Origin of the sequence: Streptococcus sp. LYSM12 (genome assembly GCF_004569635.1) — a bacterium.
In the GTDB taxonomy this organism is placed as follows: domain Bacteria; phylum Bacillota; class Bacilli; order Lactobacillales; family Streptococcaceae; genus Streptococcus.
Genome location: NZ_SPOZ01000029.1, coordinates 1 through 15,791, shown reverse-complemented (window position 1 = coordinate 15,791; position 15,791 = coordinate 1). Strand labels below are relative to the sequence as shown.

Genomic DNA, 15,791 nt, shown 5'->3' with positions numbered 1-15,791 from the left:
CAGTGTTTCGCACTTTTTAGAAAATAAGGCATATGGATATGCAGAAGAACTACTTGAGGTTCAGCAAGACAGGGGAAGTTTGATAGTTGACGAATACAGTCTCTTAGTTTATCTTTTATTACTTCGTTAACTCGCTTTGCCGTACTTCAAGTACAGCTTGCAGCTCGTTGCCTAGTACTAAACGTAAACTAAAAAACTATATAACAAATGTTCCTACGTTTGCCTTGTCAGCTAGATAGAAAAAACAAACATCTTGAGAATTTCAAGATGTTTGAGGAGATTTATGAAAAAGAAAAGTTTTTAGGATAGATAGAGTATAGCTCTTAAACCTTAATCTTTTCTTAAATGAAGTTACATTAGGGTCAGATTTGTTTGAGATGGGCAATGATGATAGAAAAGAGCCAGGCCAAGAATAGGAGCTGGAGTTAGCTTAGAAGTGGAGTTTGTACCAGTGTTTCAGCAGCTGCGAATGGCAACAAAGTCACTCATAGGCAAGTAATGGTGCTACCCAATTCTTCTTCGAAACTGCTTGAAGTGGCCTTGACAGAAATTGTCTCGAGGGTAAAAGGGTGAGTAAAGGTCAGTTTATGGGCATGGAGCATGAGTCTGCTAGCGGGAATTTTGCTGTAGAGGGGGTCTCCGATAATGGCATGCCTGTGATGAGCTAGATGAACTCGGATCTGATGCGTGCGTCCAGTTTCTAACTGGCACTGGATTAGGCTTGTATTGTTTACGTTTTTTAGGAATGTCACTTGAGTTTTAGCTACTTGTCCTTTCTGCGGGTCGACCACTCGTTTGCGTCTATTGTGACGGTGACGACCGATTTTGTCTGTAATCATGCATGTTTTTTGAGGAAATGCTCCTTGACAGAGGGCGAGGTATTCACGGAAAATCACCTTGTCTTCCAAAAGTCGATTTAAAATTGGTAGGATGAAAGGATTTTTAGCAAATAAAACCGCACCACTGGTTTCTTTATCCAGACGGTGAACCACGTAGCAGGTCTGTTGGACATAAGCCGATACATGATTGAGTAGCGCAATTTCAGTCGGATTGTTGCCGTGGGTCTTCATACCTTCTGGCTTGTTCACCACAATCAGGTGTTCATCTTCGTACAGAGGCTTGACCAACTCGCTTTGACCCCAGGGGATTACTTTTTCAGGATAATCTTCTTCATCAAAGATGAGTTCTAATTGATTGCCAGCCTGGATAGGGCTTTGCCAGTTGATGAGCTGCCCATTTACGCGAACGTGTTTTTGGGTGCGGAGGAAGTGCCGAACCTTTCGAGGAATTAAAAAGTAATCTTCTAATAGTTCCTTAACGGTCATAGTGGGAAATAACTCGGGAATGGTAATGGTATATTTCATAGGTTTATAAACTAGATGAGTGCCTTGGTTGCACCTTTTCGGTAGGATTGATGAAATGCATGGCGTTGTTAACAGCAGTTGGGGCTTCTCCCAAACCTGTTGCAATCAGGTCTACTTTTCCTTGGTAGGAACAGCAATCGCCTACTGCATAGATACCAGGAATAGACGTTTCCTGCTTGCTATTGACGAGAATGCGATTGCGTTGTAAATCAAGTCCCCATTCTTTCAAGGTACCAACCGAAGACTTGAAGCCATAGTTGACAAAGAGATGATCAAAGGGTAAAATCAGCCGTTCATTACTTTTGACTTTGGTCAATTCAATGGCTGTCGCATGTTTTTTTCCCCCTTGGAGGGCTTGAGGCATATAGGGAGTATGAATGGTGACGTTTGATGTTTTTAGGGCTTCGACGCTATGCTCCATAGCGCGGAAATTGTCCCTACGATGCACAATCTGGGTGCTTTCAGCTAATTCGTCAAAGGCTAGTGACCAGTCTACAGCAGAATCTCCTCCACCGAGGACGACCACATTTTGATTGGCATATTGTTGGATATTTTCCACGTGATAGTGGATATTTTCAAAGTCATCTGCTTGCTTAATTTCAAGAGGGCGTGGTTTGAAAGCGCCATTTCCCATGGCAATGATAATGGCCCTTGAAGCATGCTCTCCTTTTGATGTCGTAATGCTGAAGTGATGGTCTTGTGTAATACCCGTTACGGTTTCATTGAGACAGATACTTGTCTCAAAGGGTGCGAGCTGGGCAAGGAGATTGTCTGTCAATTCTTGACCTGTTAAGTGTGGAAAGGCTGGAATATCCAAAATCTTCTTTTCTGGATATAAAATAGCAGGTTGTCCGCCTAGTTGAGGAAGGGAGTCAATAATTTTTACCTTAGCCTGGCGTAAATGCGAATAAAAAGCGGTAAATAAACCGACAGGACCGCCTCCAATAATCGTAATATCATAAAGTTCAGTCATTCAAGTGCCTCTTTTCAATCAGAATAGTTCTATTTTACCACAATCTAGGTGCTATCGCTGAAATGAAAAGATAACCGATAATAGGTTGTCATTACGATGCTTCCAATAGGTCATCCGAAAGACAGGGAGGATTAGGGACATTTGTAGAAAAATAAAGCGGGTCATCCATATCGGGTGTTATTTGAAACAAGATCTTCGATTAGGAGTCACGGTTGTCTACTCTATTTTAGAGGATATTTTTTAAAAGAGTTCGTCTACGTTCGCCATTAGGTATCGATAGTTAAGGAGAGATGATTGGTATTCGTATCTTATGCTTTCATAAGTTCTCCGTCAATGGGCTTGAAATAGATTAGTGTCGTTTATTTTTAGGTAAAATCACTTCGGTACGATTCGTTTTAAGAGTTCTAGAAGCTTGAATACAATAAAATGTAGTATAATGGTACAAAATTAAGAGAAAGAGAGAGTACCATGGACGAATACGATTTGAGAGAAGAACGGGAATGGGTTGATGAAAGCCGTCAGATGCGTCGCAGTCGGCGTAAGTCTACAGAAAATGAGCGAAAACCGAGGAAGAAGTCCCGCATTCCTGAACCAGTTCGCCGTTTTTGGAAACGTTATCAACTGACTAAGATTGTATTGATTTTAGTGGGGATGACGGTTCTAACAGTAGGAGGCTATCTCTTTTTTCTAGCTAAAACCGCCAATGTCGGAGATTTACAGGCCGCTTTAAAAGCGACGACCGTCATTTACGATAAGGATGGCAATGAAGCGGGTGCTCTTTCGGGGCAAAAAGGGACATACGTTGAGCTAGATGCGATTAGTCCCAACTTGCAGCAGGCCGTTATTGCGACTGAGGATCGTACCTTTTATAAAAATTCTGGCATCAACTACAAACGGACGGTTCTGGCTCTCTTGACCCTAGGACGATCAGGAGGGGGATCAACCATTACCCAGCAGTTGGCAAAAAACGCCTTCTTAACGCAAGACCAAACCATTAGCCGCAAGGCTAGAGAATATTTTTTAGCCCTTGAAATCAATAAAAAATATAGCAAGGAAGAGATTCTAACCATGTATCTCAATAATGCTTATTTTGGAAATGGTGTCTGGGGAGTAGAAGATGCAAGCCAGAAATATTTTGGTATACCAGCCAGTCAACTGACGGTTGAGCAGGCAGCGATGATTGCCGGAATGCTCAAAGGGCCTGAGATTTATAATCCATACTATTCCATTGAATATGCGACCAACCGGCGAAATACGGTTCTTCAAGCCATGGTGGCAGCAGGCTATCTTGATCAGGCTACCGCAGATGCTGATGCCCAGATTGACTTGGCTAGCCAATTGAACGATACCTACGGAGGCAAGCAGAGTAATTACAGCTACCCGTCTTACTTCGATGCGGTAATGGCAGAAGCTATTGATCGGTATGGTCTAAAAGAAAGTGATATTATTAACAACGGCTATCGGATTTACACGGAGTTAGATCAAAATTCGCAAGCTAGCATGCAGCTGATTTATGATGATGAATCATTATTTCCCAGTTCAGCTCATGACGGCTCTTACGCTCAGTCTGCAAGTGTCGCCATGGATCCCAAAACAGGTGGGGTTCGCGCGCTTGTGGGACGCATCAATAGTTCGGAAGAACCAACTTTCCGCAGTTTTAACTTTGCTACCCAGTCTGAGCGTAGTCCAGGTTCTGCTATCAAGCCTTTAGTTGCGTACACTCCTGCCCTTGTAGCAGGCTGGTCGATCAATAAGGAACTAGACAATCATACCGATACCTACGGAACTTACACGCTCCACAACTTTGACTACTCCACATCCGACACAGTCCCTATGTATCAAGCCTTAGCCATGTCCTACAATTTGCCAGTGGTTTCAATTGTCAATACTTTAGGAATTGACCGAGCCTTTGAATATGGGAAGAAGTTTGGTCTCAATATGGACAAGGTGGATCCGGTATTAGGAGTGGCTATCGGAAGCGGTGTGTCGACCAATCCCCTTGAAATGGCGCAAGCCTATTCCACTTTTGCAAATGCTGGGCTCAAAAAAGATGGGCATTTGATTACGCGGATTGAGACAGCGAGTGGAAAGGTACTTGTCAAGCACAAGGAAGAAACAGAGCGTGTCATGGACAAGTCTGTGGCAGATAAGATGACCTCTATGATGTTGGGCACGTTTACCAACGGTACAGGAGTTAATGCAGATGTTTATGGCTATACGCTTGCTGGAAAAACAGGGACAACAGAAACTAGCTTTAATCCTGATTTGACAAATGATCAGTGGATTGTCGGCTATACGCCAGATTTGGTCATCAGTCAATGGGTCGGATTTGAAAAGACGGATGAACAGCATTATATTGACGGGACAAATTCCTGGATGGCCGCAAGTGTCTTTCAAACAGTAGCAGCTTCTATTTTGCCCAACACAGCTGGAACGGAGTTTACAGTAGAAAATGCCTATGTACAAAATGGTATCGAGTCACCAGTTCAGCCAGTACAGACACCAGATACGGGGAATTACCAAGATCAACTGAAAGATATTAAGGATCAAGCTCAAAATTTGATTGACCAAACCAAGCAAGAAATTGTGGATGCCAAACTCCCACAACGGGCTAAAACACTTTGGGATAAATTCAAGAGCTGGTTTGAGTAGTTGCCAAATTCTAAAAAACATGATAGAATGGCATATATGGAGGGCTTTATGGCACTAAAAAAAGCAAGCCTAGCGTGTGCAGTTTGTGGATCGCGAAATTATTCAATTAAACTCTCGAGCAATCCGAAGCCAACACGATTGGAAGTAAATAAATATTGTAAATACTGTGGACAATATACATCCCACAAAGAAACCAGATAGGAGTTTGTTGTGAAATTTTTTACCGATACGATACAGATTTTAAAAGACACGACTTGGCCAACAAAAAAGCAAAGTTGGAGAGATTTTGTGTCTGTCATTCAATACACAATCTTTTTTGTAGCACTTGTTTATCTATTTGATGTAATCTTGTCTAAAGGCCTTATTGGTCTTATCAATCTTTTCTAAAAATACTTGCAAGACAAAAATTGCCATGCTATAATGAAGAAAAGGGAAAGCCTTCGGGCTTTTTTATTATGAAAGGAAGAAAGCTATGTTAGATAGTTTTGATAAAGGCTGGTTTGTGCTTCAAACTTACTCAGGATATGAGAATAAGGTGAAAGAAAATTTGCTTCAACGTGCCCATACCTACAATATGCTGGAGAATATCCTCCGTGTGGAAATCCCTACTCAGACCGTCCAAGTAGAAAAAAATGGTGAGGTCAAAGAGGTAGAAGAAAACCGCTTCCCTGGTTATGTGTTGGTTGAAATGGTCATGACAGACGAAGCTTGGTTTGTTGTACGGAATACCCCCAACGTTACAGGGTTTGTCGGCTCGCATGGAAACCGTTCAAAACCTACACCACTCTTGGAAGAAGAGATTCGTCAAATCTTAGTGTCAATGGGTCAAACTGTTCAAGAATTTGATATCGATGTCAAGATTGGAGATACCGTTCGTATTATTGATGGGGCCTTTACGGACTACACTGGTAAAATTACTGAAATTGATAACAACAAGGTAAAAATGGTTATTTCTATGTTTGGAAATGACACGATTGCTGAGGTAAATCTAAGTCAGATTGCGGAATTGTAGTCTGGTCTAAAAAGGGTTCTTTTCAAACGAACCCTTTTTTCTACCTGTCGAATTCTTTTCGCCTCCATATGAGATTAGTGTTTAATCGAGCGCCTTTATAGTCATTTGGTTTCTATTTTTTATTACTTCGTTCACTCGTCTTGCTGTACTCCAGTACTACCTGCGACTCGTTGCCTCGTACTAAAAATAAACGAAACGGCTATATCTGCAACTATGAGCGTCTTATCCTCCTTGTTCGCTTGACCTTGTTATAAATTTGCAAATATCAGTCTACAGACTGATTTCGTTTGAGATGAAAGAAGATATGCTACTAATTATGAATGATATTAAAAAAATCCAAGAAATGGAAGCAATAGTACATCAAGCAAAAACTGTTTTTGGGTCTTTGGAAAAGTCACTAGAAGAATTTGAACAATTTTTGCCCTTATGGACAAGTTTAGTTGCCTATTATGAGAGTGGTGTTTGGAGGCGCCATTATGAAATGGACGAGGCAGGGCAATTTCCACAGGATCTGGCACGAGGTGTCCTATCTCAGGATACTATTTACAACCTTATGATAGATCATCATGAGTTGAAGCAGATGATGAAAGAGCTAGGAAAGTCCGAAGATTTATAAGTTCTATATCCGTCTTTAGATGGGTGTATTCATTGTTGCTTCATTCTAGAAATGCTCTCACACCAGCGAAGTTGCTGGTGTTTTTATGTTGTAAAATGTATTATTATGTGATAAAATGTATTTTTATACCACAAAAATATCAAACTCTGACCTTGTGAACTCATCTTGCGGAAAGGTTGGATAAGGATAGATAGGAACGTGTGAAGCAACTCCTAGATAAAAAGGTGTTTGAGCACAGGTTACTACTTTATATTCAACAACAGTCTTTCCTTAGGCTCTCGGTGCCCATTGAGAATAGCTAGCTACCGCTAACATGTCAATCCGGTTAATAGATTTAGAATTGGAGTTCAATCCTTTCTAAGCGTCTAACCTAACTTCAATTTGACAAGATATGAGGGAGTTAAAGAGTGGATGTCCGTAGCTAAGGGGGTCTGTATTCATCGGTCAGATTGATGTTTGAAGAGTATGATCAAAAGCGAGGAGGTATTTTATGAAACGATTAAAAATCCGTTTTAGACGTCAAATGTTTTGGATTGGACTATTGTCTTTAATACTAATGTTACTTGATAATATTTTGGTGTGTTATTTCAATATTGAGATAAGTCGCACCTTGAATCAAATAGAACAAACGGCCTGTATCATTTTTAGTACCCTTGTCTTTTTAGGTGTGCTAAATAAAGAACCCGATATAGAACCCCCATTGAAGAGGTGAATGAGCTAGAGGCTGGTTTGTAATACCAGAGTTTGATTGCAAATCAAGAAGATGTCTTTCAGTCATCTCAGATGATTTTAAAGAGAAGAAAATGATCCTAGCCAGTAGCAGCGAACAGGCCTTTTCTGTGTATGTTATTTTACAGCAGGACAATCATCAAATGAGTTGGCTGGAAATTTACCCAAATAGTTTTTCTTTTTCATCCGGACTTATCCGAATGAAAACCAAAAAAGCCCGATTAATCGGGCTTTTTGTTCGGTTAAATTTGGATAAAATCCGTAAAATAAGGCGGTAGACGGATTTGAACCGACGATCAAGCTTTTGCAGAGCCGTGCCTTACCACTTGGCTATACCGCCATAACAAATAACATTCTACCGAAAAAAAGCTGATTGGTCAAGTAGTAAATTTGTAAGACTTGAATTTGTTGTTTGATACAGTGACAAATCCCTTGCAAAATCCTTGGAAATTTGGTAAGATAATAGAGTTGCGATAAGCAATAAATACTCATCTCAAATCCATTGTGGGCCGGTTGCCGAAAGGTTGGACTGCAAGTTGACGTTTGAGAGAGGAGAAAAAACAAAAAGGAGACATTACTCATGGCAGTAATTTCAATGAAACAACTTCTTGAGGCTGGTGTTCACTTTGGTCACCAAACTCGTCGTTGGAACCCTAAGATGGCAAAATACATCTTCACAGAGCGTAACGGTATCCACGTGATTGACCTTCAACAAACTGTAAAATTGGCTGACCAAGCATACAACTTTATTCGTGAAGCAGCAGCAAATGATGCAGTTATCTTGTTCGTCGGTACGAAAAAACAAGCTGCAGAAGCAGTGAGAGATGAAGCAATCCGCGCTGGTCAATATTTCATTAACCACCGTTGGTTGGGTGGAACACTTACAAACTGGGGCACAATTCAAAAACGGATTGCTCGTTTGAAAGAAATCAACCGTATGGAAGAAGAAGGAACATTTGACGTTCTTCCTAAGAAAGAAGTAGCATTGTTGAACAAACAACGTGCTCGTCTTGAAAAGTTCTTGGGTGGTATCGCAGATATGCCGCGTATTCCAGACGTAATGTTTGTTGTTGATCCACATAAAGAGCAAATCGCTGTTAAAGAAGCGAAAAAATTGGGTATCCCAGTTGTTGCGATGGTTGATACAAACACAGATCCAGATGATATCGATGTGATTATCCCAGCAAACGATGATGCGATTCGTGCCGTTAAACTAATCACTGCGAAAATGGCTGATGCTATCATTGAAGGTCGTCAAGGTGAAGATAGTGTTGACGCAGTAGAGGCAGAGTTAGCAGCTACTGAAACAGAAGCAGCATCTATCGAAGAAATTGTTGAAGTTGTAGAAGGCGACAACAACTAATCATTCGGAAAACATCCTAGGGGGCGGGGCTTAGCCCTCCCCTTTTTTGAAAAAAAGTAAAACCTTGTGTTTTACGGTCTTAGTATTTTAATTGAACTCGGGCTACAACTCTCTGACAAAAAGATAAATCTCATTGGTTGCTAGACAACCTGCTTCGATTGTTTAGCGGTATCTAGCTGTCTCCTCTCGGCACTTCATTGGTGACGAGCCTAGCTATCTTCGCAGGGGTCTCAAGACGAAGCGTTCCGCTTCTGTTCGGCCGCTTAGCGGTATCTAGCTGGCTCCTCCCTGCATTTCATTGGTGACGAGCCTAGCTATCTTCGCAGGGGTCTCACAACGAAGCGTTTCGCTTCTGTTCGGCCGCCTATTTTGTCTAGGAGTTGCTTAACGCCCTCGTATCTTATGTAATTGAACTCGGGCTACAACTCTCTGACAAAAAGATAAATCTCATTGGTTGCTAGACAACCTGCTTCGATTTCCTATTTTGTCTAGGAGTTGCTTAACGCCCTCGTATCTTAATTTAAAGGAGAATTAAAATGGCAGAAATTACAGCTAAGCTTGTAAAAGAATTGCGTGAAAAATCTGGTGCAGGTGTCATGGACGCTAAAAAAGCCCTTGTTGAAGTAGATGGAGACATCGAAAAAGCGATTGAATTACTTCGTGAAAAAGGGATGGCAAAAGCAGCTAAGAAAGCTGACCGTGTAGCAGCAGAGGGATTGACTGGTGTTTATGTAGATGGAAACGTAGCAGCAGTTGTTGAAGTCAATGCTGAAACAGACTTCGTTGCGAAGAATGCTCAATTCGTTGACTTAGTAAATGAAACAGCAAAAGTCATTGCAGAAAGCAAACCAGCTAACAATGAAGAAGCACTTGCTCTTACAATGGCTTCAGGTGAAATTCTTGAAGCTGCTTATGTAAACGCAACTGCAACTATTGGAGAGAAAATCTCTTTCCGTCGATTTGCTTTGATTGAAAAAACAGATGCACAAGCCTTTGGAGCTTACCAACACAATGGTGGACGAATCGGAGTTATCTCTGTAATTGAAGGTGGCGATGAAGCACTTGCAAAACAAGTATCTATGCACATTGCGGCTATGAAACCAACTGTTCTTTCATACAAAGAATTGGATGAGCAATTCGTAAAAGATGAATTGGCACAGTTGAACCACAAGATTGAACAAGACAATGAAAGCCGTGCAATGGTTGGCAAGCCAGCTCTTCCATTCTTGAAATATGGTTCAAAAGCACAGCTATCTGACGATGTGATTGCACAAGCAGAAGAAGACATTAAGGCAGAATTAGCTGCTGAGGGCAAACCAGAAAAAATCTGGGATAAAATTCTTCCAGGTAAAATGGATCGCTTCATGCTTGACAATACAAAAGTTGACCAAGCCTATACACTTCTTGCACAAGTTTATATTATGGACGATAGCAAGACAGTCGAAGCCTACCTTGATTCAGTAAACGCTAGCGTTGTAGCATTTGCTCGTTTTGAAGTAGGTGAGGGAATCGAAAAAGCAGCAAATGACTTTGAGTCAGAGGTTGCGGCGACAATGGCTGCGGCTCTTGGTAAATAATCTTGTAACTGAAAAAGAGAGGAACGTTTGTTCTTCTCTTTTTGTATGCCTGCTTTTATAACCGTTTCGTTTATTTTTAGTACTAGGCAAGGAGTCGCAGGTAGTACTGGAGTACAGCAAGACGAGTGAACGAAGTAATAAAAATATAAACTAAATGGCTATATAAGCCTTAGGGAAAAATATAGGTATCCCAATGTTCGTCTGTCTGCTCTTTAAACAATGACTTAAGTGTCATAGCACAGGTATCCACATCATCTGCTTCAAAGTGAATTTCTGTATATTGTTGAAAGAGATAGGGAACGATTTGATTGAGAAAGGAGCGGAGACTTGCTTCGTTATCTCCCCACACATAGGCGATCTCATTGTCTTCTATAAATGCTAGATTTTCAATTCCTTTTGATCCGCTTTGATAATAGACAGTCTCAGGAAAGGTCTTGAAAAAGTCCTCTTCAATCCCTGTAAAGGGGCTAATCGCCTTGTGGCTTTCTATATAGTAATGAAGTAGCAGACGGCTACAAGTCTGATACTTCTGACTTGTCCGTTCTGCGGTTTGAAATGAAGCAGGGATAGGCTCTCCAAGATAATCTTGGGTGCTGACAGCCATTTCATAACAAATCCGCTTGCACCGAAAACCTCCTGCCTCTAAAAATGAGATAAGAATTTGATTCGTTGAAGACAGCATCACTTGTAAGGGTTTCTTAGTATGGTTATGAATGAGCTGAAAAAGGGGAGCGGCAAGGCTATTGTCATACACAGTTAAGTGAAAGGTTAGATAGGTATGCTGCTGATGGTATGGATTTTCCGCTAGTTCAATCGTTCCAATAGACTGATGACGGAAGTAAACCATGACCCGCTGGTGGTCAAATTCTACCTGTAGTTGGGTCATTTTAGACGGTTAAGAATTGGCGGATTTCGTCTTCTGTCATGGAGCTGTCGCAACGAACGTGCACGCCGTTTGAGCTTGCAAATAGAAGAGCAGGAACAGTAGCTGCTTGGTAGCGTTGGCGAAGTGCTTGTAGTTGAGGATCTGGATTAGTGCTATCAATAAAATAGACGGTCAGTCCGTTTGCCTGGGCAACGCTATGTAGTTTTGGGATAAAGCGCTGGCAATATGGACAGGACGCACGTCCTAAAAAGAGAATGGTCCGCTCCCTTTGTGCGAGCAGGTATTCAGCTTCTTTTATAGAAATTGGGGTAAAATCCTGTACAAGTTCTTGGAATGAATTGGTAAACATAGTAACTCCTTTAAAATTAAGATATGAGCCCGTTAAAAACTCAAAGCGAAAATAGGAAATCTGACGAAGAGTTCTCAAACTCTAGGAAGATTTATCTTTTTCGCATAGAGTTTAGGGCGCGTTCAATTACATAAGATATGAGCCCGTTAAAAACTCAAAGCGAAAATAGGCGGCCGAACAGAAGCGAAACGCTTCGTAGTGAGACCCCTGCGAAGATAGCTAGGCTCATCACCAATGAAATGCAGGGAGGAGCCAGCTAGCTACCGCTAAACAATCGAAGCAGGTTGTCTAGCAACCAATGAGATTTATCTTTTTGTCAGAGAGTTGTAGCCCGAGTTCAATTACATAAGATATGAGCCCGTTAAAAACTCAAAGCGAAAATAGGCGGCCGAACAGAAGCGGAACGCTTCGTAGTGAGACCCCTGCGAAGATAGCTAGGCTCGTCACCAATGAAGTGCCGGGAGGAGCCAGCTAGCTACCGCTAAACAATCGAAGCAGGTTGTCTAGCAACCAATGAGCTTTATCTTTTTGTCAGTGAGTTCTAACTCGCATTTAATTCCTCTCTTCGATTATAGGGAAAGCTGGCAATAAATGCAAGAGATTCTGTTTGAATTTTTCATGTAATGATTTGGGAGTTGCTAAAAAATGGGTTAGAAGTTGAGCGAGCATCAAAACGGAAAGACGATCGTTTTCATGAGATGAACTCTGCATTGCTTTTGCTTTTCAAAGTTAGGGATTTACGGTATAATAGTCAAAGATAGTCAGAGAAAGAGGTAGAGTCTATGGTGATGAAAAATACATCTGATTATATTGAAGAACATATCAAGGCGATTTTAGAGCAAGTGAGTGTAGCAGAACTGCGCAGAAGTGAGTTGGCTAGCCGATTTGAGGTGGTGCCGAGTCAGATTAACTATGTGATTAAGACGCGTTTTACGGCGAGTCGTGGTTATATTGTGGAAAGTAAGCGCGGGGGCGGGGGCTATATCCGAATTGGCCGAATTACTTTTTCAGATAAGCATGAGTTGGTTCGTGACTTGTTACATAATATGGGGGCAGAATTGTCTAGTGCGATGTTTGCGGATATCTTACAACTCTTATTTGATGAGCAGTTGATGACAGAGCGGGAAGGCAATTTGTTTCTCTCAGCTGGCAGTGATGAGGTGTTAGGAAATGATGCAAGCGCTATTCGTGTGCGGATGATGCGACAGATTTTACGACGATTGGATAGGAAAGAGGATTAGGATGAAATTTTCAAATGGATTACAGCGTGCCTATGAAGATGCGCAGTTAATCGGGCAACGGTATATGTGCGATTACTTAGAAACCTGGCATCTATTGTTGGCTTTTGTTATCAATCCAGATACGATTGCAGGGGCTGTTTTGGCAGATTATCCATTCGATATTGCGGATTATGAACAGGCAACTTATAAGGTGACAGAACGTGTCTATCGTGAGAACTTAGAGGAGTTTACCTTTTTACAGAGCTCGAAACGGCTTGATGAAGCAGCTCGTTTTGCTCAGAAGATTGCAGAAGTACTCAAGGCTAAACAGGTTGGGACTGAGCATCTCTTCATGGCTATGCTCTTGGATAAGCGATCGATTGCCTCACAAGTTTTAGATAAGGCTGGATTTCATTTTGAGGATTCAGATACGAAGATTCGTTTCATTGATTTGCGGAAGAATTTAGAAGCGAAAGCTGGGTTCTCTAAGGAAGATTTGAAGTCTATCCGTAGCATCATGAAAGGTGGTAAGGTTCATCGTCCAACCATGGCGAATATGATGGGGATGCCACCGGCTCCTCAAACAGGTGGTTTGGAAGATTATACAAGGGATTTAACAGCCCTAGCGCGTGCAGGACAGATCGAGCCAGTCATTGGACGTGAGGCTGAAATTTCTCGCATGATTCAGATTCTTTCCCGTAAAACCAAGAATAATCCGGTCTTGGTCGGAGATGCGGGTGTTGGTAAAACGGCTCTTGCCCTGGGCTTGGCTCAAAGGGTAGCAGATGGGGAGGTACCAGCTAGCCTTGCCAAGATGCGGGTGTTGGAGTTGGACTTGATGAATGTCATTGCAGGAACACGTTTTCGTGGAGATTTTGAAGAGCGGATGAACAATATCATCAATGATATTGAAGAAGATGGTCAGGTGATTCTCTTCATTGATGAGCTCCATACCATTATGGGCTCTGGTAGCGGGATTGACTCAACCTTGGATGCGGCTAATATCTTGAAGCCAGCTCTGGCACGTGGAACCTTGCGGACGGTTGGGGCAACGACCCAAGAGGAGTATCAAAAGCACATTGAAAAAGATGCGGCCCTCTCTCGTCGCTTTGCCAAGGTAGCGGTGGGAGAGCCCAGTGTCGCAGATAGCATTGCCATTTTGCAGGGCTTGAAAAAAGCTTACGAACGCTATCATAAGATTCAGATTACAGATGAAGCGGTTGTGACAGCTGTAACCTTTGCCAAGCGTTATTTGACCAGTAAAAATCTGCCAGATTCAGCGATTGACTTGCTGGACGAGGCGAGTGCGACGGTACAAAATCAGCAAAAAACAAGTAGCCAGCAGTCTGAACTATCGGCAGTAGATAAGGCACTTATGGCTGGAAAACATAAGACGGTCAGTCAATTATTGGTAAAGGAATTAGAAACAGAAAGTCAGGAGATTCTGGGTGATGCTCAAGTGACAGGAGAGGATGTGTTGCTGACGCTCAGTCGTTTGTCAGGTATTCCAGTAGCCAAGTTGAGCCGGACAGATGTGAAGAGATACTTGAATTTGGAAGCTGAATTGCACAAGCGAGTGATTGGGCAGGAAGTGGCTATTTCTGCGGTTAGTCGCGCTATTCGTCGCAATCAATCAGGGATTCGTACCGGTCAGCGTCCGATTGGTTCTTTCATGTTTTTAGGTCCTACCGGGGTCGGAAAGACAGAATTAGCCAAGGCCTTAGCGGAGGTCTTATTTGACGACGAGTCGGCCCTCATTCGTTTTGATATGAGTGAGTATATGGAAAAATTTGCGGCCAGTCGTTTGAATGGTGCCCCTCCAGGCTATGTCGGCTATGAAGAGGGGGGAGAGCTGACAGAGAAAGTACGTAATAAACCCTATGCAGTCTTGCTCTTTGATGAGGTGGAAAAAGCGCATCCTGATACCTTTAATATTCTCTTACAGGTTTTGGATGACGGTGTTTTGACAGATAGCAAGGGTCGGAAAGTTGATTTTTCAAATACCCTGATTATCATGACCTCAAACCTTGGAGCAACAGCTTTAAGAGACGACAAGACAGTTGGTTTTGGAGCGCTTGATTTGTCGCATAGTCATGAGCATGTTGAAAAACGAATTTTTGAAGAATTGAAAAAGACCTACCGACCAGAGTTTATTAACCGAATTGATGAAAAAATTGTTTTCCATAGTTTGTCCGAACAGGATATGCAAGAAGTGGTGAAAGTGATGATTCGTCCGCTTGAAGTAGTCATGAATGAAAAAGGGATTCAGTTCAAGGTTCAACCGTCAGCCTTGAAATTATTGGCCCAGGAAGGCTATGACCGTGAAATGGGAGCGCGACCACTCCGTCGCCTAATTCAAACGAAAGTGGAAGATCCATTAGCTGAAATGTTACTCCGTGGGGAACTTCAAGCAGAAGATACACTGAAAATTGGCGTAAAGGCTGGAAAATTGAACTTTGATATTGGTCGTTAAACAGTATCACACTGCACTTCGTCCAACAGACTTTATTTAGACAATGCTTTAGTAGACGCAAAGAGGGACTGGACCACTGAAAGGATGCTTAAAATGGATTTTCCAGAGGACAGGAGCTCTTTCTCGGGGAGCTTCTATCCTTGTCTTTATTTCCTTATCTAAAGAATAAGTGTATATATACTTCTGAATTTATGTTTCTTCAGAACAAATAGATAAAAAGTCGTATCAAACCTTAACCTGGTCATTGATACGACTTTTTATATTATAGTCATTTCGTTTATCTTTTATAGTCGTTTAGTTTATAAACAGTATTCTAAACTTTCATATACAGACTTTCCAGCTCTGAGTAGATTCCGAACCTTGTTTTTGAGAGTAGCCCAATATTGTTCAATCGGGTTAAGTTCAGGAGAATAGGGAGGTAATGGAAGAAAATAATGTCCCTTGGCTATAGCAAGCTTATCCAATTTCGCTTTAGGATGGAAGCTGGCATTATCCATTACAATAAGATGTGGCTCTGACAAAGAGGGTAAGAGCTGGTTATCAAACCATTTGGTAAAAAAGCGCTCGTCATACTTTC

The 15,791-nt window shown here is 41.9% G+C and carries 15 protein-coding genes and 1 tRNA gene; 10 read left to right on the top strand and 6 right to left on the bottom strand.

The annotated features are described in order from the left end of the window. Nucleotides 1–485: 485 nt before the first annotated feature. Complete coding sequence (locus E4T79_RS09175; protein WP_135029638.1) at nucleotides 486–1,364, bottom strand: RluA family pseudouridine synthase; 879 nt, start codon at nucleotides 1,362–1,364, stop codon at nucleotides 486–488. Nucleotides 1,365–1,368: 4 nt separating this feature from the next. Beyond that, the gene (locus tag E4T79_RS09170) at nucleotides 1,369–2,337 is read right to left on the bottom strand and encodes an NAD(P)/FAD-dependent oxidoreductase (RefSeq protein ID WP_135029636.1); all 969 of its coding nucleotides are present in this window, start codon (nucleotides 2,335–2,337) and stop codon (nucleotides 1,369–1,371) included. Between the two features lie 522 nt (nucleotides 2,338–2,859). Between E4T79_RS09170 and pbp2a the strand changes: the two genes are divergently transcribed. The 6 genes from pbp2a to E4T79_RS09140 all read left to right on the top strand — a co-directional run bounded on the left by pbp2a (nucleotide 2,860) and on the right by E4T79_RS09140 (nucleotide 7,329). Further along, nucleotides 2,860–4,989, top strand: coding sequence for a penicillin-binding protein PBP2A (gene pbp2a / locus E4T79_RS09165; RefSeq protein WP_228063837.1), 2,130 nt, complete (start codon nucleotides 2,860–2,862; stop codon nucleotides 4,987–4,989). A gap of 48 nt (nucleotides 4,990–5,037) precedes the next feature. After that, nucleotides 5,038–5,190, top strand: a complete 153-nt coding sequence (gene rpmG, locus E4T79_RS09160) for a 50S ribosomal protein L33 (protein WP_135029632.1) — start codon at nucleotides 5,038–5,040, stop codon at nucleotides 5,188–5,190. A 9-nt stretch (nucleotides 5,191–5,199) separates the two neighbouring features. Continuing rightward, the gene (gene secE / locus E4T79_RS09155; RefSeq protein WP_135029630.1) at nucleotides 5,200–5,376 is read left to right on the top strand and encodes a preprotein translocase subunit SecE; all 177 of its coding nucleotides are present in this window, start codon (nucleotides 5,200–5,202) and stop codon (nucleotides 5,374–5,376) included. An 85-nt stretch (nucleotides 5,377–5,461) separates the two neighbouring features. Further along, nucleotides 5,462–6,001, top strand: coding sequence for a transcription termination/antitermination protein NusG (gene nusG, locus E4T79_RS09150; RefSeq protein WP_119875652.1), 540 nt, complete (start codon nucleotides 5,462–5,464; stop codon nucleotides 5,999–6,001). Between the two features lie 316 nt (nucleotides 6,002–6,317). After that, complete coding sequence (locus E4T79_RS09145) at nucleotides 6,318–6,617, top strand: DUF4298 domain-containing protein (protein WP_167752666.1); 300 nt, start codon at nucleotides 6,318–6,320, stop codon at nucleotides 6,615–6,617. A 490-nt stretch (nucleotides 6,618–7,107) separates the two neighbouring features. Next, entirely contained in the window at nucleotides 7,108–7,329 is a 222-nt protein-coding gene (locus E4T79_RS09140; protein ID WP_135029626.1) for a phage holin, read from the top strand. Between the two features lie 286 nt (nucleotides 7,330–7,615). Here E4T79_RS09140 and E4T79_RS09135 read toward each other — a convergent pair. Beyond that, nucleotides 7,616–7,686 (bottom strand) — tRNA-Cys (locus tag E4T79_RS09135). Nucleotides 7,687–7,926: 240 nt separating this feature from the next. On the opposite strand from E4T79_RS09135, the gene rpsB reads away from it, so the two are divergent. Beyond that, nucleotides 7,927–8,709, top strand: a complete 783-nt coding sequence (gene rpsB / locus E4T79_RS09130; protein WP_135029624.1) for a 30S ribosomal protein S2 — start codon at nucleotides 7,927–7,929, stop codon at nucleotides 8,707–8,709. Nucleotides 8,710–9,245: 536 nt separating this feature from the next. Next, entirely contained in the window at nucleotides 9,246–10,286 is a 1,041-nt protein-coding gene (gene tsf, locus E4T79_RS09125; RefSeq protein WP_135029623.1) for a translation elongation factor Ts, read from the top strand. Between the two features lie 169 nt (nucleotides 10,287–10,455). On the opposite strand, the gene E4T79_RS09120 is transcribed toward tsf, so the two are convergent. Next, complete coding sequence (locus tag E4T79_RS09120; RefSeq protein WP_135029621.1) at nucleotides 10,456–11,172, bottom strand: GNAT family acetyltransferase; 717 nt, start codon at nucleotides 11,170–11,172, stop codon at nucleotides 10,456–10,458. 1 nt (nucleotide 11,173) lies between these two features. Next, nucleotides 11,174–11,521 (bottom strand): conjugal transfer protein TraF, encoded by a 348-nt coding sequence (gene traF, locus E4T79_RS09115; RefSeq protein WP_135029619.1) that lies wholly within the window; start codon nucleotides 11,519–11,521, stop codon nucleotides 11,174–11,176. A gap of 782 nt (nucleotides 11,522–12,303) precedes the next feature. On the opposite strand from traF, the gene E4T79_RS09110 reads away from it, so the two are divergent. Together E4T79_RS09110 and E4T79_RS09105 are read left to right on the top strand one after the other, a co-directional pair. After that, nucleotides 12,304–12,762, top strand: a complete 459-nt coding sequence (locus E4T79_RS09110) for a CtsR family transcriptional regulator (RefSeq protein ID WP_135029617.1) — start codon at nucleotides 12,304–12,306, stop codon at nucleotides 12,760–12,762. A gap of 1 nt (nucleotide 12,763) precedes the next feature. Next, the gene (locus E4T79_RS09105; RefSeq protein ID WP_135029615.1) at nucleotides 12,764–15,214 is read left to right on the top strand and encodes an ATP-dependent Clp protease ATP-binding subunit; all 2,451 of its coding nucleotides are present in this window, start codon (nucleotides 12,764–12,766) and stop codon (nucleotides 15,212–15,214) included. A 299-nt stretch (nucleotides 15,215–15,513) separates the two neighbouring features. Here E4T79_RS09105 and E4T79_RS09100 read toward each other — a convergent pair. After that, the coding region (locus tag E4T79_RS09100) for a transposase (RefSeq protein ID WP_194183818.1) at nucleotides 15,514–15,791 on the bottom strand (278 nt) is incomplete at its 5' end.